Genomic DNA, 21,296 nt, shown 5'->3' on the forward strand with positions numbered 1-21,296 from the left:
TGCCCTGTCACGCAATTAGTCATATATGAACGATTGAATGCTAATTCGCGTCATATATGGATGATTGTTGATGAGTTCGCCCAAGTCCAGAAGCGCCCTGAAACAGCTAGGCAATGACCTGCGCAGCGCCCGCCTGCGCAGAGGCATTTCTGTTGCCGATCTGGCAGTGCGCGCAGGAACGTCGGCGAGCACCATAACACGACTTGAAAAAGGCGATTCCGGCGTCGGAATTGGAACACTGAGCGATGTCCTCGTGGTGTTTGGGCTCATTGACCGGCTGACCGACCTCATCGACGCCCGCAAGGACGAGCTGGGAATGGCTCTCGATGCCGAGCGGCTGCCCCGCAGGGGTAGATCGTCCGCCGGCACCCGTCGCGCCGGCTCGCGGCAAAGCCAGTCGCTTGGCAATGAGGGTGATGACACCGATCAGGACGGCGTGGCATTCTGATGGCCGATTTTTCCGCACAGGTCGCACTTGGCGAAAGTCTGACATCGGTCGGACAATTGCGATTCACGCAAACCGGGCCGCGCCAGTTCTCGACCTTTACCTATGACCAGGAATGGAGCGAAAATCCGCAAGCCTTCGCAATTGATCCGGCGCTGTCCCTCGAAGGGGGGCCGTTTCACACATCAGGCAGACCGGGTCATATGCGCGATTCCTTGCCGGGCGCATTCTCCGATGCTGCGCCAGATGACTGGGGTCGCCGCCTGCTCGAACGAGCCTATGGCAACGGCCTTTCCGAATTCGAGTATCTCACGCTGTCCGACGACATGTGCCGCCAGGGCGCTTTGCGATTTCTCGATGCTGACGGAGCGATCATCAGGGGCAATGCCGCCGATGCCGTCCCGCGCCTAGTCGAACTGGAGAACATCACGGCCATCGCTCGCGCCTACGAACAGGGCAAGGAGATCTCCGCAGAAGAAATGCAGGCGCTTGCCGGGGCGGGCGGCTCGGGAGGTGCCCGCCCCAAGGCCAATGTCCGCGACGGTGATGCGCTCTGGCTCGCCAAGTTCACTTCGGTCCACGATCAGCGACCGATCGAACGCGTCGAAGTCGCCACACTGCGCCTTGCGCGCGCGTGCGGTATTCGCACGCCGGAGGTCCGGCTGGAACTGCCCGATTCCCCCTTTCCGGTCGCGCTGATCGAACGCTTCGACCGGCGCGGAAGTGCGCGCATTCCGTATATCTCGGCTCGGACTGCGCTGGCCAAGACCGGGACAGAATACGGATCCTACACCGAGATCGTCGATTTCATGCGCGGGCATTCTGCCGACCCGCAGGCCGATTTCGAGGAACTGTTCCGGCGGCTCATCTTCACGATCCTGGTCTCGAACAAGGACGATCATCTCAAGAACCACGGCTTCCTCTATGTCGGAAACAGACAATGGCGCTTGTCGCCGGTCTTCGACGTCAACCCGGCCCCCGACCGCAATCCGCATCTGGAAACCGCCATCATGGAAGGCGGTTCGCACGACAGGTCGATCATGCTCGCCATCGAAGCTTCGCAGTTTTTCGAGATCCCCGAAGATGAGGCACGCCGGATAATCCTGGAGATGGCGCAGAAGGTTTCGGACAACTGGCGCGAAGTGCTGCGCGCGGTGGGCGTTTCAGGCAATCAGGCCAAGGAATATGAACCTGCCTTTGTTCATGAACAGTCAGAAGCAGCGCTGACGCTATGATGTTGGAGGGGTGAGGCATGAAGGACTTTCTGCGACGCGTTTTCTCCGGCGGGACGCAGCCTGCCCCTCAGCCAGTAGCTTCGTCTAGGGCGAAACTGGACATCCACGAGTTCGGGCATGGCCTTGTGTCCATCGATTCAGTCGACTTCATCGGTCATTCCTCCGTTTCTCCCAATGGTCGATATCGTTTGATCTGGGCTGATCGCCATCCGGACGGAACGCGGGGAGGATACCGCGAAGAAGGTCACGGCACCTGGGCATTGCTTGAAAACGACCGGATCATTCTCGAGGGTCGACTTGAGCGGCCACAGGACGGTCATGTCGCCGACAATGGCAACTTCGTTCTCAGCGACTGGATGTTTGGAAGCGAACTCAATGGGCGCTTCGTAGGCTTTCGAGCTGACGGAACCGAGATCTGCGAACGTAAATTCGCTGCCAATCTAGGGAAATCGGCTGTTTCAGAGGATGGCTGCTTCGCGATCTGTCACACATACAACGCTCCTGGCAGCTCCGACAGCTGTCGCTATTTCCTGTTCGACCTCGAAAAGGGCGAAGAAATCGCCAGTTGGGAACAGCAAACTGGTTGGGCAGACGGCTATGAGTTCGACACCGCGAACCGCCGCGTCATCATTGGGGCAAAGGAGGGAGACCAGGCCGCATATGACTTCGCAGGCAAGATGGTCGATCGCGAAGGTTGGCAGGCGAGGCGTATCGCGGCTGGGGACTTGTCGGTCATCCGCACGGCACTTGAGGATGCAGGTCAAAGTCCGTCCATAGAATTGCGCGACGCCCTTTTCGCTGGGCTCGATGTTGCCGCCAAGGGTGACGATATATGGACCCAAGCAAAGGCCCTGCGGCTACGTGGAGAGATGCAAGAGCAGGCGGGTGAGGTGGTTCTCGCGATTGAAGCCTATGAGCAAGCGCTGGCGATCGATCCACAGGTTGGCGTTGCGAGGCGCCTCGGCAAGTTGCGGCGATCCCAGCAACCCGCCGGCAAAGGGGCCAAGCCGGCAAAAGCAAGTCGCTACCAGAAACAGGCGGAACGCTTGGGAATCCGCCACGAAGTCGTCGAACTGGTGCAGGACGGGGCCAAACAATGGCGCTTTGATGGTTCGTCAGCTGTGTCCAGCGTCGAAGAGGCGGCGCTGGATCATTATCGTGCCGATGGCTGGGAGGGTGCCGCCGCCGAAGGCGGTCTAATCCTCACCCTGATAAAGGCCGCATCTTTCAACGCTGTTCCACAGCGCAATGCTGACACGTTCGTGGAAGCACTCTACGCGCAGAACGTCGCATTCGATGAGGACCGCTTCGAACCCAGGAAGATGATTGAGACCATTGCGCGTTCGACGCGCGGCCAGATCGAAGCCAACTGGAAGATCATCGCAGTGACGGCGAGTAACAGTCCGGCATTTTATCCGTCCGTTCGCCGGGAGCATGTGCTGGGCCTTTACGAGAACCTTCGCCCCGAGCGGCTTGTCGAGATTGCGCGAGTCTTTGCAACAGCACCCTACGACCTACGGGCAGGATGGCCGGACCTGACGCTCTGGAAGAATGGCAGCGTAAAGTTTGTCGAGATCAAAGCGCCCGGGGACTCCATGCACGCGAAACAGGCCAGGCTGATTTCGACCCTTCTCTTGCCGTTGGGCTTTGAGACAGTCCTGGCGGAGGTCAAGGCCAAGTGATGCGGGCTCATACCGTTGGCCCCGGGAGAACTATGGTCGAAAACGGTGATTGCTGGGTGATTGCTGGGGCAATTTTCAAGCCTGAAAATCCCCATAAAAAGGAACTGAATCAATATGATACTTGAACCTAGTCACGAAGTGTGGTACTTCAGGTTCCGACGGAAATGACCAAGCTGCCCAACCGGCGTGGCCTGGAAACAAGGTGATTGCGGGAGAGGCACATGGCGGACGGTACAATCTTCATCTTCGGCGCATCGCGCGGCATCGGCCTGGGGCTGGTGGAAGAATTCCTGTCACGCGGATGGCACGTCATCGCCAGCGAGCGGACGCATAGCGACGGGCTTCATGCGCTGGCCTGCGATCACCTATCGATCGTCACCGCCGACGTGACCGACCCGGCCAGCTATGCCGATCTGGGCCTGGCCGACGGCAGTCTCGATGCCGTGGTGATCAACGCCGGAATCTCCGGCGCGGCGCATCAATCGAGCGACAAGGCCACCGGCGAGGACGTGGCGCATGTCATGATGACCAACGCCTTCGGCCCGGTAAAGGCCGGGCGCGCCCTGCTGCCCAAGATCAGGGCCGGCGGAACGCTGGGCTTCATGTCTTCGATCATGGGTTCGATCGCCGATAGTTCGGGTGGCTACGAACTCTACCGTGCGAGCAAGGCCGCGCTCAACATGCTCGCCAAGGGACTGTCCGAACAGGAAGCCAAATCGCGCGATATCGAGGTCGTGGCCCTCCACCCAGGCTGGGTCCAGACCGACATGGGTGGCCAGCAAGCTCCGCTGACCGTTTCGCAAAGCGTATCGGGCCTGGCGAATGTGATCGATGACTGTGGCGGCGGCGGCTTTCGCTATCTCGACTACACTGGCCGGGCCCTGCCTTTTTAGCCGCCCCGCCCTCCGCTACACGGTAGGCGCCAAGGGGGAGATGCCATGCCGAGAATGGTGTTCTGGATCGGGCTGATCTTCGGCCTCGTCGGGCTGGCCATCATGATCGGCGGCGGTTTCGCGCTCGATTACAGCCGGTCCTTCAGCAAGGACGGCGTTCAAACACCGGGAATAGTCGTTGACCTGGACTATAGCCGGGACAGTGATGGCGACGGCAGCTATCGCCCCGTCGTCGAGTTTCGCGACAGCGAGGGGCGCACGCGCACCTATCATTCTTCAACCGGCAGCAATCCACCGAGCTACGATGTCGGCGAGCGGGTCACGATCATCTACCAGCGCGACAACCCGACCCGGGCGATCATCGACGGCTTCTTCGATCGCTGGTTCCTGCCTGTCTTCCTGCTCTGCTTCGGTGGGATCTTCGCAATCGTCGGTTGGGGACTGTTCTATGCCTATTTTCGCCGTCGTTGGACCGTGGCGAAGCTGCGTACGCGCGGTATTCCGACAGCGGCCAAGTTCGTCGAATGCTATCGCGACACGGCAACCACGGTAAACGGGCGCAACCCATGGAAGGTCGCCGCACAAGGCATCAACCCGGTCAGCGGCAAGATCGATGCCTTTACCAGCGACCCGATATGGGTCGATCTTTCCGAAGCGCTCAAGGACAAGTCCTTGCCGGTCATGGTCGATCCCGGCGACCCGGCGAAGCACTGGATCGACCTGTCGACCTATGTCGACGAGAGTGAGGACTTCGCCTGACCCGGGCTAACCGACGACCCCTGCGCTGGCGAGCACGGCGAGGGTCAGCACATCGGGGGCAATGGCAGTCATCGGCGCGATCTGCACCGGCTTCTCCATCCCGATCAGCATCGGCCCGATCGTGGCATTGCCAGCCAATTCGCGCAGCAGCTTGGCCGAAAGGCTGGCCGACTGGAGCCCGGGCATGATCAGCACATTGGCCGGGCCCGACAGGCGGCTGAAGGGGTAGAGCTTCATAACTGCCGGATTGAGCGCCGCGTCGGGCGCCATTTCGCCTTCATATTCGAAGCCCGTTTCTTCGGCATCGAGGATCGCCACCGCATCGCGAATATTGGCGAGCCATTGGCCCGAAGGATTGCCGAAGGTCGAATAGGACAGGAAGGCAACGCGTGGCTCATGCCCCATGCGCCGCGCCACCGCGGCAGTTTCCTTGGCGATATGTGCCAGTTGTTCGGCTGTCGGGCGCTCGTTGATGGTGGTGTCGGCAAGGAAGGTGGTGTGGTTCTTGCCGATCATCATGTGGATGCCGAAAGGCACCGCGCCGGGCTTGGGATCCAGTACCCGGTTCACCTCGCGCGCGGTCTGGGCAAAGGTCCGGGTCAGGCCGGTGATCATCGCATCGCCATGTCCAAGCGCGACCAGCAGCGCGGCGAACACGTTGCGCTCCTGGTTGACCATGCGGGCGACGTCGCGCTGCGTATAGCCTTTGCGTTGCAGCCGCTTGTAGAGATAATCGACCATCTGCGGGACCAGTTTCGAATCCGCAGAGTTCTGGATTTCGAAGCTGCCCGGATCGCTCACACCCAGGATGTGCATCTTGTCGGCTATCGCCTTGGTTCGACCGACGAGGATCGGCTGGCCATAGCCGAAGTCGCGATACTGGATCGCAGCACGCAGCACGACTTCTTCCTCCGCCTCGGCAAAGACCATCCGCTTCGGGTTGGCCTTGGCCAGGTCATAGACACCGGTGAGTACCGAGGTCGTCGGATTGAGGCGCGCCTTGAGCGAGGTGCGATAACCGTCGAAATCGGCGATCGGCGCCTTGGCCACCCCCGATTCCATCGCCGCCTTGGCGACCGCGCTGGAAACGACCTCCATCAGGCGCGGGTCGAAGGGTGCGGGGATGATGTATTCCTCGCCGAACTGGTGGGTGACGCCGTAAGCTGCGGCCACTTCCTCCGGCACGCGCTCGCGGGCGAGTTCCGCAATCGCGCGTGCCGCGGCGACCTTCATTTCCTCATTGATGGTGGTCGCCTGGACGTCGAGCGCACCGCGGAAAATGAAGGGGAAGCCGAGCACGTTGTTGACCTGGTTGGGGAAGTCCGAACGGCCCGTAGCGATAATCGCGTCGGGGCGGACCGCCTTCGCCTCGTCGGGCATGATCTCGGGCACCGGATTGGCCATGGCGAAGATGATCGGCTGGTCGGCCATCTTCGCGACCCATTCGGGCTTGAGCGCGCCGGCGGCACTGAGACCCAGGAAGATGTCGGCGCCGACCAGCGCTTCCTCCAGGCTGCGTGCATCCGTGTTCACGGCATGGGCACTCTTCCACTGGTCGACATTGTCGCGGCCCGGATAGATCGGCCCCTGACGATCGCACACGATGACGTTCTCGTGCGGGACGCCAACCGACTTGATCAGCGCAGTACAGGCAAGCGCAGCCGCGCCCGCTCCATTGACCACGATGCGAACATCCTTGAGCTCGCGCCCGGTGATGTAGCAAGCGTTGATCAGCCCGGCTGCGGAGATGATCGCGGTGCCATGCTGGTCGTCATGCATGATCGGAATATTCATCCGTTCGCGCAGCGCCTGCTCGATGATGAAGCATTCGGGGGCGGCGATATCCTCGAGGTTGATGCCGCCGAAGGTCGGCTCCATCAGCGCAACCGCTTCGATGAACTTGTCCGGGTCCTCGGTATTGAGTTCGATGTCGATCGCATCGACGTCGGCAAAGCGCTTGAACAGCACTGCCTTGCCTTCCATCACCGGCTTGGAGGCGAGCGCGCCGAGGTTGCCAAGGCCGAGGATGGCCGTGCCATTCGAAATCACCGCGACGAGGTTTGAGCGCGCGGTATAGCGTGCGGCATCGGCCGGATTGGCGGCGATCGCCTCGACAGGCGCAGCAACCCCGGGCGAATAGGCGAGGCTGAGATCGCGCTGGGTCGCCATCGGCTTGGAGGCGATGATCTCGATCTTACCCGGGCGGATCGTCTCATGGTAAAACAGTGCCTCACGGGCCTTGAATGCGTTGGTATCGTCTTCTGACATATCCGCCTCTTCTCGCTTGCCCGTTGCCCTACCGTGGTCAGACGCCGAGCGGTAGGGGAAACCTGTCGCCCGGCGCTTCCCGAATCGGAAAGCCCACCGCTACGGCTGGTAGCATGGCCAATCAGCCCACACCGATGATGCAGCAGTATCTCGCGCTCAAACGCGAGGCAGGCGACGCGTTGCTGTTCTATCGCATGGGCGATTTCTTCGAACTGTTCTTCGATGACGCGAAGGTGGCTTCGGGCGTGCTCGATATCGCGCTGACCAGCCGCGGCGAACACGGCGGGGACAAGGTGCCGATGTGCGGCGTGCCCGTGCATGCCGCCGAAGGCTATCTCGCGCGGCTGATCAAGGCGGGATGCCGCGTCGCCATTGCCGAACAGGTCGAGACGCCCGAGGAAGCCAAGGCAAGGGCCAAGCGCGAAGGCCTGCCATCATCCAAGGCCCTGGTGGCACGCGACATCGTGCGTTTCGTTACCGCGGGCACGCTGACTGAAGAGGCCTTGCTCGAACCCCGTCGGGCAAACCTGCTGGTCACGGTTGCCCCGGTACGCGACGGCATCGGGCTGGCCGCCTGCGATATCTCGACCGGGCGAATGGAGCTGGAGGAATGCGCACCCCCGGCGCTCGATGCAGCTCTTGCGCGGCTGGGTGCAAGCGAGGTGGTTGGCCCCGATGATTGGGACAACGCGCCGTCAGGCACGATCGCGCGGCCGCGCAGCGATTTCCGCAGCGATGACGGCGAGGCACGCCTCAAGGCGATCCACGGCCTGGCCACGCTGGACGGGCTGGGCACTTTCACCCGCCCCATGCTGGCGGCCGCGGCTGGCCTTGTCGCCTATCTCGAACACGCCGGACGCGGAAATCTGCCATTCCTGCTGCCCCCGGTAGCGCGCGGTTCGGGCGCACATCTGGCGATGGACGCCGCCACCCGCGCAAGCCTGGAGATCCTCGAAGCGCAAGGCGGCGGCCGCGCGGGAAGCCTCATCGCCTGCGTCGATCGCTGCGTTACCGGTGCCGGTGCGCGGCAATTGGCCGACGATCTATCGGCCCCGCTGGCGGATCGCGACGCCATCGAGGCGCGTTTGGCAGCGGTGCATCATTTCCATGCCGATCCGCTGCTGCGCGCTGACCTGCGCGCGGTACTGCGCCAGGCGCCCGACATCGGGCGTGCGCTGGGCCGGTTGGTCGCGGGACGCGGTTCCCCCCGCGATCTTGGGCAGATTCGCGACGGCCTGAGCGAAGCACGGCGCGTGAGGGACATGCTGTCCGCCAGCCCCGACCTTCCCGGCCTGTTCCAATCCATGATCGGCGCACTCGGCGGCCATGCGGCGCTCGTCGACCACCTGGCGCGTGCGCTGGTCCCCTCACCGCCGACCGAGCGCCAACAGGGCGGGTTTATCGCAGCTGGCTACGACCACGCGCTCGATGCCTTGCGCGAAACCAGCGGCAACGCCCGCCGCGCGATTGCCGCATTGGAGGCCAAGTACCGCGAGGAAACCGGCACTCCGTCGCTGAAAATCAAGCATAACAAGGTGCTGGGCTATTTCATCGAAGTGCCCGCCAAGCACGGCGACAAGCTTATGGCGGCGGACAGCGGCTTTACCCATCGCCAGACCATGGCTGGTGCCGTGCGCTTCAACTCGCTCGGCCTGCATGAAGAAGCGAGCCGCATCGCCGAAGCGGGCGGCCACGCGCTTGCTGCGGAAGAGGCGCATTTCGAAGAACTGGTCGGCGAAGTCGTTGCCGCGCGCGAGGCGATTGCCGCGACTGCAGCCGCTTTGGCGCGGATCGACGTTTCCGCGGCACTGGCGGAACGTGCCGCCGAAGGTGACTGGTGCCGCCCCGAAGTTCTCGACGAGCCTCGTCTTGAGGTGACCGGAGGGCGCCACCCGGTGGTCGAACAGGCGCTGGCTCGAGGGGGTGAGCGCTTCGTTGCGAACGATTGTTCGCTGCGCTTCGACGACAGGCTGTGGCTGATCGGCGGGCCGAACATGGGCGGCAAATCGACCTTCCTGCGCCAGAACGCGCTGATCCTCTTGCTGGCGCAGGCGGGAAGCTATGTCCCTGCGGCAAGTGCACGGGTGGGTATAGCCGATCGCCTGTTCAGCCGCGTCGGCGCATCGGACAATCTCGCTCGGGGTCGGTCGACCTTCATGGTCGAGATGGTCGAAACCGCCGCGATCCTCAGCCAGGCAACCGAGCGTAGCTTCGTGATCCTCGACGAAGTCGGGCGCGGCACTTCGACCTTCGACGGAATGGCGCTCGCCTGGGCGGTGGTTGAGGCAGTGCACGAGCAGCTGCGCTGCCGCTGCCTCTTCGCCACGCACTATCACGAACTCAGCCGCCTCGCCGACAGTTGCGAGGCGCTGAGCCTGCACCACGTCCGCGCGCGCGAGTGGAAGGGCGATCTGGTCTTGCTGCACGAGTTGGCTGTGGGTGCCGCAGACCGGAGCTATGGCCTCGATGTCGCGCGATTGGCAGGGGTCCCCCAGCCCGTATTAAAGCGCGCCAGGGCGGTACTCGACAAGCTCGAGAAGGCCCGCGCCGAAACCGGCGGGATCGCGGCGGGACTGGGTGACCTCCCGCTATTCGCGGCGAGCGTGCAAGCGGAGGAACCGCGGCGCGACGGCTTGCGCGAGACGCTCGAAGCGATCGACATCGACTCCTTGACGCCGCGCGAAGCGCTCGAAAGGCTTTACGAACTCAAGGCCGAGGCGAGCTCAACGAAGCATTAACTGCCAACGTCCTATGGTCGCCAATCATGGAAGACGGTCTGTTTACCAACCAGGGCAAGAAGCTCATGCTGGTCGGGATTTTCCTGTGGGGGGTCGCCATGTTGATTGGCGGCGAGGACGATCCTGGAGTCATCGCCCAGGTGGGCGAAGATGGAGCCAACGGACTCGTCGCCCAGGATTCCGGACACAATCAGCAGGCGTCCGCACCACTCCCGCAAGCGGCGCGAGTTCAGTCGCGGCCGCAGCAGGACCCGGCACTGGCCGACTGGTATGCGGAAGCCGGCCCCGTCGAGCCGGTCGAGCCGGAACCGGTCGACGAAAGCCACCTGATCAACGACACCGTGCCCGCAGTCAGCACCGAACCGCTGGTCCAGTAGCCGCTACGCCGGTCAACGGGTCGGGACCGGCACCTCACCCGAGTAATCATAGAACCCGCGGCCGGACTTGCGCCCGAGCCAACCGGCCTCGACATATTTCACCAAGAGCGGCGCCGGGCGATATTTGGCGTCACGGGTCGTCTTGTAGAGCACCATGATGATGTCGAGGCAGGTATCGAGCCCAACGAAGTCGGCCAGCTGCAGCGGGCCCATCGGGTGGTTGAGACCAAGCCGGCAGCCTTTGTCGATATCCTCGATCCCCGCGGTCGACTGGCCAAGCACGAAGATCGCTTCGTTGATCATCGGCAGCAGGATGCGATTCACGACGAAGCCGGGTTCGTCCTGGCTCAACACCACTTCCTTGCCCAGGCCTTCGGCAAAGGCGACCGTCCGGTCGGTAGTTTCCTTCGCAGTGGCGAGCCCGGGAATAACCTCGATCAGGCCCATCACGGGCACCGGATTGAAGAAGTGCAGCCCGATAAAGCGCGCCGGATCGGGTGAGTAATTGGCCATGCGGGTGATCGGGATCGAACTGGTGTTCGAAGCCATGATCGCGCCTTGCGACAGGAACTCGCCCGCCTTGTGGAAGATCGCCTTCTTGATCTCTTCCTTCTCAGTCGCGGCCTCGATGATGAGGTCGGCGTCCTTCATCGGCGCGTAGTCGGCAACCGGAGTGATGCGCTTGAGCGTCGCCTCGGCCTCGGCGATCTCCATCTTGCCGCGACCGACGAGCTTGCCCAGCGCCTTGTCGATACCGGCATGCGCCTTCTGCGCCACTTCGAGGCTGACGTCCGCCAAGAGCACATCCATGCCGTGCCCGGCGACGGTCTGGGCGATGCCCGATCCCATCTGCCCTGCGCCGATGATGGCGATCGTCTTGGTCATCGAGAAATTCCTTCGCACATGCAGCAAAGCGCGCGGCTTAGCGAGCGAGAGGCGGCGTGGCTAGCGATTAGCGCCGGGAATCCACTTCACGTCATCGGCCCCATCGCTGTTCGCCACCCGTGCCAGCACGAAGAGATAGTCCGACAGGCGGTTGATATAGGCCAGCGCTTGCGGATTGGTCGGCACGTCCGCAGCCATCGCGGTCATCGCCCGTTCTGCCCGGCGCGCCGCCGCACGTGCGACATGCAATCGCGCCGCAACCTCGCTCCCGCCAGGCAGGACGAAGCTGGTCAGCGGCTGGAGCCGCTCATTCGCTGCGTCGATCGCCCGTTCCAGCCATTCGACCTGCGCCGCAACGACCCGCAGGACCATTTCGGAGGGCGCGAAGTCCTCACTCTCGCCCGCCGGGGTGGCCAGGTCCGCACCAAGGTCGAACAGGTCGTTCTGGATCCGCACCAGCGGAGCCACATGCTCTGTCCCGGCCAGGGCAACCACGGCGAGGCCCAGCGCGCTATTTGCCTCGTCCACCGCCCCGATCGCTTCCATGCGCGGCGCGTGCTTGGCCAGCCGCGAACCGTCGACAAGGCCGGTGGTCCCGTCGTCACCGGTACGGGTGTAGATCTTGTTGAGCTTGACCATCTGCGGCCGCGCGCGGTCAGTTTGCGATCGCGAGGATCACCGCGACCACCACGATCGCCAGCGCCTGGAACTTGATGCGGTTGACCAGCATGCGGGTCTGGAGGAGCTGCATCTCGGTCGCGTCGACCTGTTCGCCGCTTTCGAGGTCCACCTTGGTGCTTTGCAGGAAAGCGACGATGCCGCGTACCAGCGAATAGACGACAAGCGCCATCAGCACGACGAGGACGATGATGAGGAAAGTTGTCATGGCCCCAATCTAGGCGCTCGCCAGCGTAATGCCAGCAGGGAAATCACCGCACCTCAGCCGGTCGGCGAGTGCGCGCCCATCCACCCCTGAACTGCGCAGCTCCGCCAGCCCGTAGCCACGCTCGCCCGAGCGGCGGCTCTTGGCGAGCTTCTTGCCGTCTTCACCCATCAGCAAGCCATGGTGGTACCAGCGGGGGACGGGCAGGCCGAGCAGGGCCTGGAGCAAGCGGTGCACGCCGGTCGCAGGAAACAGGTCCTGCCCGCGCGTCACCACAGTCACCCCATCCGCTGCATCGTCCAGCGTCACCGCGAGGTGATAGCTTGCCGGTGCATCCTTGCGCACGATCACCACGTCACCAGCTTCGCGCGGGTCAGCCAGGACGCGGCCGGCGATCTCGTCATCCCACCAGACCTCGCCAACTTGCGCCAGCGCACGCTCGATATCGAGCCGCAGCGCAGCCGGGCGCGTGGGGTCAATTGGCCGATCGCGGCAGGTCCCGGGATAGACCAGCCCCTCGGGTCCGAGATGCGGCTCGAGCGCTTCGATCTCCGCACGGGTACAGGTGCAGGGATAGAGCAGGCCGCGTTCGAGCAGGTTGCGTGCCGCCGCGTCATAGCTGGCCAGCCGGGTGGATTGCGCAGGTACGTCTTCCCAAGTCAGGCCGAGCCAGGCGAGGTCTTCGCGAAAGGCCTCGGCCAATTCGGGCCGCGAGCGGGCACCGTCGATATCCTCGATCCGCAGCAGGAAGCGGCCACCCCATTCCTTCGCCCGATCATGCGCGATGACCGCCGAATAGGCATGCCCTAGATGCAGCGGTCCGTTGGGGCTGGGGGCAAAGCGGGTAACAGTCAAATCGGGCGGTCCTGTGCGTGATCTGGCGGATAACCTTGTGGATAGCCTGTCTGTAACAGTCTTGACGCTTCCCCGTGCAAGTGCATTTTCACTGACATCAGGGAGGAACGCACAAGGTGTTCAAGGCCGAACTGATTGAAAGAGCTGCCCGGTTTCGAAGTACCGAGGAGGACCCGACGCGCAAGCTGCAGTCGTGTCCGTCGCTCGTTCTGAATGCTGACTACACTCCACTGTCCTATTACCCCCTGAGCCTGTGGCCGTGGCAAACCGCGATCAAGGCTATCTTCCTCGACCGGGTCGACGTGATCGCAACCTATGATCGGGAAGTCCATTCGCCCTCGCTCGACATGAAGATCCCCAGCGTGATCGCGCTGAAGCAATATGTGAAGCCCAGCGAATTCCCGGCCTTCACCCGCTTCAACGTGTTCCTGCGCGATCGCTTCAGCTGCCAGTTCTGCGGCGACATGCACAACCTCACTTTCGACCACGTCCTCCCCCGCCGCCTGGGCGGCAAGACCACCTGGGAGAACATCGCCACCGCCTGCGCACCCTGCAACATGAAGAAGGGCGGCCGCACGCCCAAGCAGGCCGGCATGCACCTCTACACCCAGCCGATCCGCCCGACGCATTGGCAGCTGCAGCAGCACGGCAAGCAATTCCCGCCCAACTACCTCCACGAAACCTGGCGCGACTGGCTCTACTGGGACATCGAGCTGGAAGAATAGCGCACCGGGATGGAGCACCGGCCGCGGTGTTGGGAAAGTGCCGATTCCGCAGCTTTCTTCTAAATACTATAGGCTTGATGTGATCCCTGAAGGTCAATCTGTCTCATTCCAGAATCAACACACCATGGAATGCATTGGTCATCTCACGCAATCTGAAGGCTAGTCAGCCTGTCGGGAAGCTGTTGCAGACAGGCAGCAGCGACGAGGGTTTCCATTCGTTCCAGGATTACATTTCGGGCGCCCCTTCCCATTGGCGGCATGGTACAATGCAAACCGCGCAAAATATGTCAGGAGCCCTTGTATTGGGGGGAGGACAGCAAAATGCGCATGACCCGCCTTGTGCAGTCTACTGCCGTCTATGTTGTAGCTTTCGCATCGCTCGGCCTCACTGGCTGCGGAGGGGGAGACGGGCAAAGCCCGCCACCTACCGGATCCACCCCAACGCCTTCATCGAGCCCAAGTCCCTCGCCCTCGCCGACTCCGTCGCCTACCCCCTCTCCAAGTAACGAGCCTTCACTGGGCGGCGCACAGATTGGAGACAAGCTTGTCGGCCCGCTGGCTTGCTCGGACGGAGCGGTCACTCAATCGGCAGAAGGTTTCGTGACCGGCTTGGGGACGATTACGAAGACCAAGATCGACAACCAGATCGAGATTTCTTTTCTGGCTCAGGACTCGTTCTCGACCGATGTGAATGGGTTTGGCGGCTCGGCCTGGGCCGCCGTCGACAAGCGCACTCCCCCCAATTCGGTTTACGTCCGCTACTCCAATGCACAGCAGGGCGAGCTATTGCTATCCCAGCAAAACCAGACCTTCGCGACGCAGGGGCTCTACAACACCTCGGCACTTTGCTTCTTCGCAGTGGGACTGGCACCGCCATCGCTCCCATCAGGGCAGGTCATCGACTACTTTGGAATCATCGATGGCTTCGGCGTAATTGGCGGCCAGCAGAAGCGGCTGTATGAAAGTCGGGTAGGGCTCAAGATGGATTTCGCCTCGGGGAAAGGGGTCCTGACGGCCGATATCGAAGCGCGCGCCAACCCATTTGGCGACTACGCCGATGGCACCTCGACTGACGTCGGCACGGTAACGGCCAACGTCGAGCTCGTCGGCGGCAGCGCGAATTTCTCTTCCGTGACGTTCTCCGGCACAGGCCTTAGCGGGCAGATCGTTGGGCGACTCGTCAGCAACGAAAAGAATGTACTCGGGAAGGGGGGAGCGGGCGCGGTGTTCGTATTCGAACTCACCTCGTCCGGGGGAGACGTCCTTTACGGCGCCATGGCCCTCCACGCGAATATCATGTGAGCGAAGAATGGCGGAGCCGCCGTTCAGGGTTTGATCGGAGTTCTGGCATAACCGTTGTGCCGAATAGCCATATCTCGCGACTCTTGCAGAGTTTACACTACGTTACCGCCGCGCGTTCGCGGAACTTTGCACGCTGCCATTCGCCGCTGACCAGGACCTCCGACAGATGCCGTGCGGCCTCCGCCATATCCTCGAAGCGCAGGTAAGCAGGGGCAAAGCCGAAGCGCAGGATGTCGGGATCGCGGAAGTCGCCGATCACGCCGCGAGCGATCAGCGCCTGGCAGATCGCATAGGCTTCCGGATGACGGAAGGAGAGTTGGCTACCGCGCCGCGTCGGGTCGGTCGGGCTTACGAGTTCGAGCTCGATCCCCAGTTCGGACAGGCATTGGCGGAAGAATTCCGAAAGCCGCTGCGATTTCGCGTAGAGCCGCTCGATCCCGATCTCGGCGATAAGGTCGACACCCACTTCGAGCGCGGACAGGCCGAGGATCGGCGGGGTGCCGCAGAGCATCCGCCCTATCCCGGGAGCTGCCGTGTAATCGTCGCTGAAGGCAAAGGGCGCCGCATGGCCCATCCAGCCGGTGAGCGGCTGTTCTACCGCCTGTTGCAGGTGCTCCGCGACGAACAGATAGGCCGGGGCGCCCGGTCCGCCGTTGAGGTATTTGTAGCCGCAGCCAACCGCGAAATCGGCGTTGCAGCTATTGAGGTCGACCGGCAGCGCCCCGCCTGAATGGGACAGGTCCCAAAGTACCAGCGCACCCTTGGCATGGGCCGCGGTGGTCAGTGCAGCCATGTCGAAGATTGCGCCGGTCTTGTAGTGCACATGCGTCAGCATGAGCAGCGCGACGTCTTCGTCGATCGCGTCTGCCATCGCATCGCGTGTAGCCAGCCGGCGCTGGGCCAGGCCTTGCCTTTCGAGACCTTCGATCATGTAGAGATCGGTCGGGAAATTGCCCGGTTCGCTGAGGATGGTCTTGCGCCCGGGGCGCAGGGCAAGCGCCGCCGCGATCAGTTTGAACAGGTTCACGCTGGTCGAATCGCTGGCAATCACCTCATGCGCAGCAGCCCCGATCAGCGGTGCGATCTTCGCGCCGACGCGATGCGGAAGGTCGATCCAGTCGGCCGAATTCCAGCTGCGGATCAGCCCTTCGCCCCATTCGTCACGCGCGACCTCAGCCAGCCTCTTCGGCGTCGCCTTCGGAAGCGCGCCAAGCGAATTCCCGTCGAGGTAAATCACCCCTTCAGGCAGATCGAACCGCTCGCGATAGCCCGCCAGCGGATCGCCCGCGTCGAGCGTGCGGGCACGCTCAAGCATCGGGCAGCTCGCGCAGGATCGCCCGGCACAGCCCGGCATCGCCACCCGCGATCTTGAGCGGCAGCGCGATCAGTTCGTATCGACCCGCTGGCACGCCATCGAGCACCAGTCCTTCGAGGATACGCATGCCGTTGCGAAGCACCGCCTTGTGCGCGTCCATGGTCTTCGAGTCCTGCGGGTCGACCGAAGGCGCATCAGTGCCGATCAGCGCCACGCCCTGCGCAGCCAGCCATTCGATCGCTTGCGCGTCGATCGCAGTGAAACCGCTGACCCAATGTTCATGCGGGAAGATATCGAATGTACGCAGCAACACGCGTGTCGCCCCGCCAAGGTCGGGCAGGTCGTCCACCCGCACCACGCCAGTGGCATGCCGCGCGTCGACAACCAGGCACTCGCCGAGATAGGGATCGAGTGAAACGCTCGCGATATCCGCTGCGTCGGCGGCATAGTGCAGCGGCGCATCGCCATGGGTGCCCGAGTGGGTCGACATGGTCATCCGCCCGACATTGACCGGCGAGCCATCCTCCATCCGCCAGCTACGGTCGAAGGCGAATTCGGTGTCGCCCGGCCATACCGGCAGGCCCGGGCCAAGTGTCTGGGAGATGTCCCAGATACGGCTCATATCGCGGTCCTGACGCTGAGCAGTTCGGGGAAGAAGGCCGCCTTCAGCACGCCTTCGAGGTAGGGCACGCCGGGGGTCCCGCCGGTCCCGGTCTTGAAGCCGATGATCCGCTCGACGGTCTTGAGGTGACCGAAGCGCCAGCGCTGGAAATGGTACTCGAGATCGACCAGCTTTTCCGCCAATTCATAGAGATCCCAGTGTTCCTGGGGGTCGCGATAGATCTCGGCCCAGGCCACTTCGACCTCGGGCGAATGCGCCCAGGGTTCGCCCACCGGGCGGTCGAGCACTTCCTGCGGGATCGCGAAGCCGCGCCGGGCGAGCAACGCCACGGTTTCCGCATAGATGCTCTTGCGGGTCAGTTCGGCGCGTAGCTCCGCTGCCACGGCGGGAGTTGCCTCGTGCATCTCCACCATCTTCGGCTTCCGCCCGCCGAGGAGGAATTCCATCATCCGGTATTGCGCGCTCTGGAAGCCGCTCGACTTGCCCAAATGCGGGCGGATGGTCGAATAGTCGTGCGGGGTCATCGTGCTGAGCACGTCCCAACTCTGGATCAGTTGCCCCTGCGCGCGCGCCACGCGGGCGAGCATCTTGAAGGCCGGGCGCAAGCGATCCGCCACGATGCATTCGCGCGCCGCCAGCAATTCGTGGATGCACAGCTTGAGCCAGAGCTCGCTGGCCTGGTGGACGATGATGAACAGCATCTCGTCATGCGCATCGGATGCGGGGTGCTGCGCCGCGAGGATGCGATCGAGGTCGAGATAGGAACCATAGGTAACGTCTTGCGCCATGTGCATGCACTAGCGCGCAATCGTCACTGATGAAACTACCCCTCGATCACGCGGGTGTGCGGATGATGCTTGTCGAGATGCTTCTTGACGATCTTGAGGTTGCGGCTGTTCGAACGGAAGACAAGGTCAAAGGCATCGCCCACCAACGGCACCGCGCCGAGCGCGGTGTCGAAGGCGACATTGCCCGCCATGCGCCACAACTTCCATTTCGGCAGACCCAGATTGCGGGCCTCCCACACGATATAGGCGCCCATTGCCGCGGCGATGAAATCGCCCACCACCGGGACCAGGCCGACCACCGAGTCGAGCCCTATCGGATAGCGGGTTCCAGGCAGGACGAAGCTGCGTTCGAGCAATTGCTCCATCGCTTCGATACGCTTGCGAACCGAAACCGCGTCGGTCCCGATTGGCAGTTCGATGCCCATGGGGCGGGCTCGGGAAGTCTGTTCGACCATGCCCTCTAAATGGGGGCGCGCGACAGCGGGAACAAGGGATGGATGTTCCAGCGGTTCTCCAGGAACTCGCCGATATCGCCGCGTACCAGCGACCAGCGGATCGGTGCGCCGAGCGGAATATAGAGATTTGTCGCGGTGAAGGCCTGTTCGGCCTCTGCCAGGTAGGACGCCTCTTCTGCCGGATCCTTGGCCTCGTTCGCCAGGCCGACGAGGTAGTCGGTCCCTTCCGCACAGACCACTTTCGACACGCGACAATTGAACTGGTTGAGGAACCAGGTCGCCGCGCCGAAGCGGGCTACCCTGTCGCGCAGCACCAGGTCGGCCTTCGCAGGATCAGGCGCACGAGATGCCGATACGCCGATGACGGCGAAATCACGCGCCAGGGCGGCAAAGAGGCGGTCCGAGCCTGGGCCATCCGGCAAGCCGATCGAGACCCGCGGCGGTCCGCGACCGGCGCGCCATTGCGCAACCCGCGATTGGGCGCGGGCCTGCCGCTCGCCAAGATCGAGATCGGTCCAGCGTTCGGAAACCGTACCGCTGTCACCTGGCAGGCCGGGCGCAACCACCCGCGTGGTTGGGATCCAGCCGCCGATATTGAAGGTCTTCAGAAGATTCGCCCGGTCGATCGCCATGGCCAGCGCTTCGCGGTTCTCCGAAGTGCCGAGGAAGCCGGTCGGCTTCTGCACATCGAGGCCGAACAGGCCGAGCGCCGCATCGAGCCGGATGGTTCCGCGCGTCAATGGCCCGGTGTCGGCGAGCGGCAAGGTCGAGATTGTGCCCCCCAGGACCAGGTCGAACTGCCCCTCGCCAAAGCCTTCGGTCGCATCCTGCGCGCTTTCGGCATAGACGCGCACCCGGGTAACCGCATCTTCCCACCCGGGCTGGCTCGGCAGGCCGCGCGCTTCGGGGGGTTGGGCATCGAGCACCATCACCGCATCCTCGGTCGACAGCCGCATGGGCCCAAGCTGCCGCTTGTCTATGACCAGCCCCAGTTCGGGTTGGGCCAGCAGTTGGAGCAGGTCTGGCATCGGGCTGGTCAGGCGAATCTCGATCACGCGGCCGGTCATTGCGCGCACTTCGCGCACCTTGGCGAGATCGAGGCCGAGCGAGGTACCCTTGAGCCGCAGCAAGGTGCGCCTGAGACTGTCGCGAACGGCCTGTGCAGTCAGTCGGCCACCATTCTGCAAATCATATTCGTGAATGCGGAAGATATAGCTCGAACCGTCATCGGTGACGATCCAACGCTCGGCGACCGCCGGGACGACAGCGCCCGACGCGTCGAGAGCGACGAGACCCTGGGCTGTTGCGCCGCGCAAGTGCTGACCAGCGAAATCCAGCCTCAGGCTGTCGGTCTTGAGCTCGTCAGGCGTGGCGATGAAAGCCACGTCGACCACGCCATCGTCAACGCTGCCGCCACAAGCGGCAGTTGCAAGTGCAAGCAGGAGGGCAGCGGCGAAACGCATGCGGCCCGACTAGCAGGGCTTGGCGGAGGCGTCAGCCTCCAGTTTTCAGAGCGGGCGCAATCCGTGTCCGCTGGCGGCAGGATAAATGCCCGTACCTGGTCTGGGGTAACGTGAGGCTGCATTGTCGCCCGCACTTACCGGTGCGCGCGCCAGTTGCGGGTCGATTTCGCAATCGAAGGCAATTCCGAAGCGGTTACCGTGCACCCAGGCCACGGTACCTCTCACTTCACCGATATTGCGCAACCTGACGGTGATTCGTTCACCGCGGCCCGCAGCCACACCGCTTTCGGCCATCATGCCCCCGGCCGAAAGATTGCGCACCTTGGCGCGGACAAGGCCCACCCGCCCATCGAAAGCCAGTTCCGCAAACAGGAACAGGCTGTCACGGCTGACATTGCGTGTGTCTACCGCAGACATTGTGGCACTTGTCTCCCCTGACGTTTCAGACCGACCTGACCATGCAATCTCATGGACGAGGTTCGCACCAGATTAGGGGATCATTCCTTAAGAAAAGGGTAAACGCGTTAATCGTCGCGAGAGATCTTTTCGCGCCTTTCATGCGCTTCCTGCGCTTCCACGGTCATGGTTGCTACGGGCCGCGCGATCAGGCGCTTGAGACCGATCGGATCGCCCGTAACCTCGCAGAATCCGTACTCTCCGGCGTCGATCCGGCGCAGTGCGGAATCGATCTTGGCGATCAACTTGCGTTGGCGATCGCGGGTGCGCAGCTCGATCCCCCAGTCGGTTTCCGACGATGCGCGATCGTTAAGATCCGGCTCGCGGATCGGGCCATCCTGCAGCGATTGGAGCGTTTGTCCCGCAGCGTCATGGATCGACTTCTTCCAATCAAGCAGCAGCATGCGGAAGTAGTTGAGCTGACGCTCGTTCATATACTCTTCGTCTTCGCCGGGAGTATAGTTGTCGCCAACCGCCGCGCGGGCCTTGGCCAGTTTTTCCATGTCGCTCGTAGCCGTTGCGGCCATTCGACCCTCTCACAAAATAAGTCGCGTCGACAGGTTGCTTCGCCCGCAAGCCCGGATATTTCCGGCACTCAAGCTTCCCGCTGCGCGCGGCCTATAAGCAAGCCCTACGAGCGGCACAAGCGGCAATCCCCTTGAATCGCTGGTTGATCCCCAATGCGTTGCGCGAGCGCACCCGATTCCGAGGGCTTCGGCATATTTCTCTCCATCGTTAACTATTTGTTGACCATAAAAAGCGACCTCTTGGTTGTCCGGCAGGGGAATGGCCGGATCCAATGGGGGGTTTGAAATGTCATTCAGTTCTATCCAGGGCGGCGCAGGTGTCATCATCCAGGGCGAAGCAGCCGCCATGCTCGTCTCCGAATGTCTCGCAGCCTATGTGCAGGGCAGCGTTGATGCGCTCTACGATCTCGGGGTTGCCTTCTCGACAGGCAGCCATGGTGTCACCGCCGATTTCATCGAAGCGCACAAGTGGTTCAACATCGCCGCGTCCAAGGGCCATGAAGAGGCCGCATGGTGCCGGTCCGACGTTTCGGACGAAATGACTGCCCGCGAGATTGCCGAAGCGCAGCGCCGGGCACGCGAATGGCTCGCCGAGGGACAGCGCAAGGCCGCCTGATCCCGGC

22 protein-coding genes are annotated in these 21,296 nt (G+C 62.9%); 10 read left to right on the forward strand and 12 right to left on the reverse strand.

Annotated features, from left to right (window positions below; genetic code table 11):
• Positions 1-70: 70 nt before the first annotated feature.
• The 5 genes from AAFM29_RS04105 to AAFM29_RS04125 all read left to right on the forward strand — a co-directional run bounded on the left by AAFM29_RS04105 (position 71) and on the right by AAFM29_RS04125 (position 5,014).
• Positions 71-448: a helix-turn-helix domain-containing protein gene (locus AAFM29_RS04105; protein ID WP_341711543.1), complete on the forward strand. Its 378-nt coding sequence runs from the start codon at positions 71-73 to the stop codon at positions 446-448.
• On the forward strand, positions 448-1,680 hold the full coding sequence (locus tag AAFM29_RS04110) for a type II toxin-antitoxin system HipA family toxin (protein WP_341711544.1): 1,233 nt from the start codon (positions 448-450) through the stop codon (positions 1,678-1,680). Before AAFM29_RS04105 ends, AAFM29_RS04110 begins: the two co-directional genes overlap by 1 nt.
• 17 nt (positions 1,681-1,697) lie before the next feature.
• A complete protein-coding gene (locus AAFM29_RS04115) occupies positions 1,698-3,362 on the forward strand; it encodes a VRR-NUC domain-containing protein (protein WP_341711545.1) in 1,665 nt (554 codons plus the stop codon).
• 221 nt (positions 3,363-3,583) lie between these two features.
• The gene (locus AAFM29_RS04120) at positions 3,584-4,255 is read left to right on the forward strand and encodes an SDR family NAD(P)-dependent oxidoreductase (RefSeq protein WP_341711546.1); all 672 of its coding nucleotides are present in this window, start codon (positions 3,584-3,586) and stop codon (positions 4,253-4,255) included.
• A gap of 45 nt (positions 4,256-4,300) precedes the next feature.
• Positions 4,301-5,014, forward strand: coding sequence for a DUF3592 domain-containing protein (locus AAFM29_RS04125; RefSeq protein WP_341711547.1), 714 nt, complete (start codon positions 4,301-4,303; stop codon positions 5,012-5,014).
• 6 nt (positions 5,015-5,020) lie between these two features.
• Here the strand turns inward: AAFM29_RS04125 and AAFM29_RS04130 are convergent, their stop codons facing one another.
• The gene (locus AAFM29_RS04130; protein ID WP_341711548.1) at positions 5,021-7,282 is read right to left on the reverse strand and encodes an NADP-dependent malic enzyme; all 2,262 of its coding nucleotides are present in this window, start codon (positions 7,280-7,282) and stop codon (positions 5,021-5,023) included.
• A 113-nt stretch (positions 7,283-7,395) separates the two neighbouring features.
• Between AAFM29_RS04130 and mutS the strand changes: the two genes are divergently transcribed.
• Together mutS and AAFM29_RS04140 are read left to right on the forward strand one after the other, a co-directional pair.
• Complete coding sequence (gene mutS / locus AAFM29_RS04135; protein WP_341711549.1) at positions 7,396-10,020, forward strand: DNA mismatch repair protein MutS; 2,625 nt, start codon at positions 7,396-7,398, stop codon at positions 10,018-10,020.
• Positions 10,021-10,046: 26 nt separating this feature from the next.
• Positions 10,047-10,397: a hypothetical protein gene (locus AAFM29_RS04140; protein WP_341711550.1), complete on the forward strand. Its 351-nt coding sequence runs from the start codon at positions 10,047-10,049 to the stop codon at positions 10,395-10,397.
• A gap of 12 nt (positions 10,398-10,409) precedes the next feature.
• Here the strand turns inward: AAFM29_RS04140 and AAFM29_RS04145 are convergent, their stop codons facing one another.
• From AAFM29_RS04145 to gluQRS, 4 genes are read right to left on the reverse strand one after another with little or no spacing between them, the layout of a single operon-like run.
• Positions 10,410-11,282: a 3-hydroxyacyl-CoA dehydrogenase NAD-binding domain-containing protein gene (locus AAFM29_RS04145; protein WP_341711551.1), complete on the reverse strand. Its 873-nt coding sequence runs from the start codon at positions 11,280-11,282 to the stop codon at positions 10,410-10,412.
• 60 nt (positions 11,283-11,342) lie between these two features.
• Positions 11,343-11,921 carry a cob(I)yrinic acid a,c-diamide adenosyltransferase gene (locus AAFM29_RS04150; RefSeq protein ID WP_341711552.1) on the reverse strand — a complete coding sequence of 193 codons (579 nt, stop codon included), beginning with the start codon at positions 11,919-11,921 and terminating at the stop codon, positions 11,343-11,345.
• A 16-nt stretch (positions 11,922-11,937) separates the two neighbouring features.
• Entirely contained in the window at positions 11,938-12,168 is a 231-nt protein-coding gene (locus AAFM29_RS04155; protein ID WP_341711553.1) for a hypothetical protein, read from the reverse strand.
• 9 nt (positions 12,169-12,177) lie between these two features.
• Positions 12,178-13,020 (reverse strand): tRNA glutamyl-Q(34) synthetase GluQRS, encoded by an 843-nt coding sequence (gene gluQRS, locus AAFM29_RS04160; RefSeq protein ID WP_341711554.1) that lies wholly within the window; start codon positions 13,018-13,020, stop codon positions 12,178-12,180.
• 116 nt (positions 13,021-13,136) lie between these two features.
• Between gluQRS and AAFM29_RS04165 the strand changes: the two genes are divergently transcribed.
• Both AAFM29_RS04165 and AAFM29_RS04170 read left to right on the forward strand, forming a co-directional pair.
• Positions 13,137-13,745: an HNH endonuclease gene (locus AAFM29_RS04165; RefSeq protein WP_341711555.1), complete on the forward strand. Its 609-nt coding sequence runs from the start codon at positions 13,137-13,139 to the stop codon at positions 13,743-13,745.
• Positions 13,746-14,354: 609 nt separating this feature from the next.
• Positions 14,355-15,047, forward strand: coding sequence for a hypothetical protein (locus tag AAFM29_RS04170; protein ID WP_341711556.1), 693 nt, complete (start codon positions 14,355-14,357; stop codon positions 15,045-15,047).
• A gap of 97 nt (positions 15,048-15,144) precedes the next feature.
• On the opposite strand, the gene kynU is transcribed toward AAFM29_RS04170, so the two are convergent.
• The 7 genes from kynU to dksA form a co-directional block, all read right to left on the reverse strand.
• Entirely contained in the window at positions 15,145-16,362 is a 1,218-nt protein-coding gene (gene kynU, locus AAFM29_RS04175) for a kynureninase (RefSeq protein WP_341711557.1), read from the reverse strand.
• Complete coding sequence (gene kynB, locus AAFM29_RS04180) at positions 16,355-16,984, reverse strand: arylformamidase (RefSeq protein WP_341711558.1); 630 nt, start codon at positions 16,982-16,984, stop codon at positions 16,355-16,357. Before kynB ends, kynU begins: the two co-directional genes overlap by 8 nt.
• Positions 16,981-17,772: a tryptophan 2,3-dioxygenase family protein gene (locus AAFM29_RS04185; protein ID WP_341711559.1), complete on the reverse strand. Its 792-nt coding sequence runs from the start codon at positions 17,770-17,772 to the stop codon at positions 16,981-16,983. Before AAFM29_RS04185 ends, kynB begins: the two co-directional genes overlap by 4 nt.
• 35 nt (positions 17,773-17,807) lie before the next feature.
• Positions 17,808-18,227: a DUF4112 domain-containing protein gene (locus AAFM29_RS04190; protein WP_341711560.1), complete on the reverse strand. Its 420-nt coding sequence runs from the start codon at positions 18,225-18,227 to the stop codon at positions 17,808-17,810.
• A 5-nt stretch (positions 18,228-18,232) separates the two neighbouring features.
• A complete protein-coding gene (locus tag AAFM29_RS04195) occupies positions 18,233-19,690 on the reverse strand; it encodes an ABC transporter substrate-binding protein (RefSeq protein ID WP_341711561.1) in 1,458 nt (485 codons plus the stop codon).
• 45 nt (positions 19,691-19,735) lie between these two features.
• On the reverse strand, positions 19,736-20,107 hold the full coding sequence (locus AAFM29_RS04200; RefSeq protein WP_341711562.1) for a PilZ domain-containing protein: 372 nt from the start codon (positions 20,105-20,107) through the stop codon (positions 19,736-19,738).
• Positions 20,108-20,214: 107 nt separating this feature from the next.
• Positions 20,215-20,649: an RNA polymerase-binding protein DksA gene (gene dksA, locus AAFM29_RS04205; protein WP_371830712.1), complete on the reverse strand. Its 435-nt coding sequence runs from the start codon at positions 20,647-20,649 to the stop codon at positions 20,215-20,217.
• A 310-nt stretch (positions 20,650-20,959) separates the two neighbouring features.
• Between dksA and AAFM29_RS04210 the strand changes: the two genes are divergently transcribed.
• Positions 20,960-21,289, forward strand: a complete 330-nt coding sequence (locus AAFM29_RS04210; protein ID WP_341711564.1) for a hypothetical protein — start codon at positions 20,960-20,962, stop codon at positions 21,287-21,289.
• Positions 21,290-21,296: the final 7 nt, after the last annotated feature.

Source organism: Erythrobacter sp. (genome assembly GCF_038133525.1).
Classification (GTDB): Bacteria; Pseudomonadota; Alphaproteobacteria; order Sphingomonadales; family Sphingomonadaceae; genus Qipengyuania.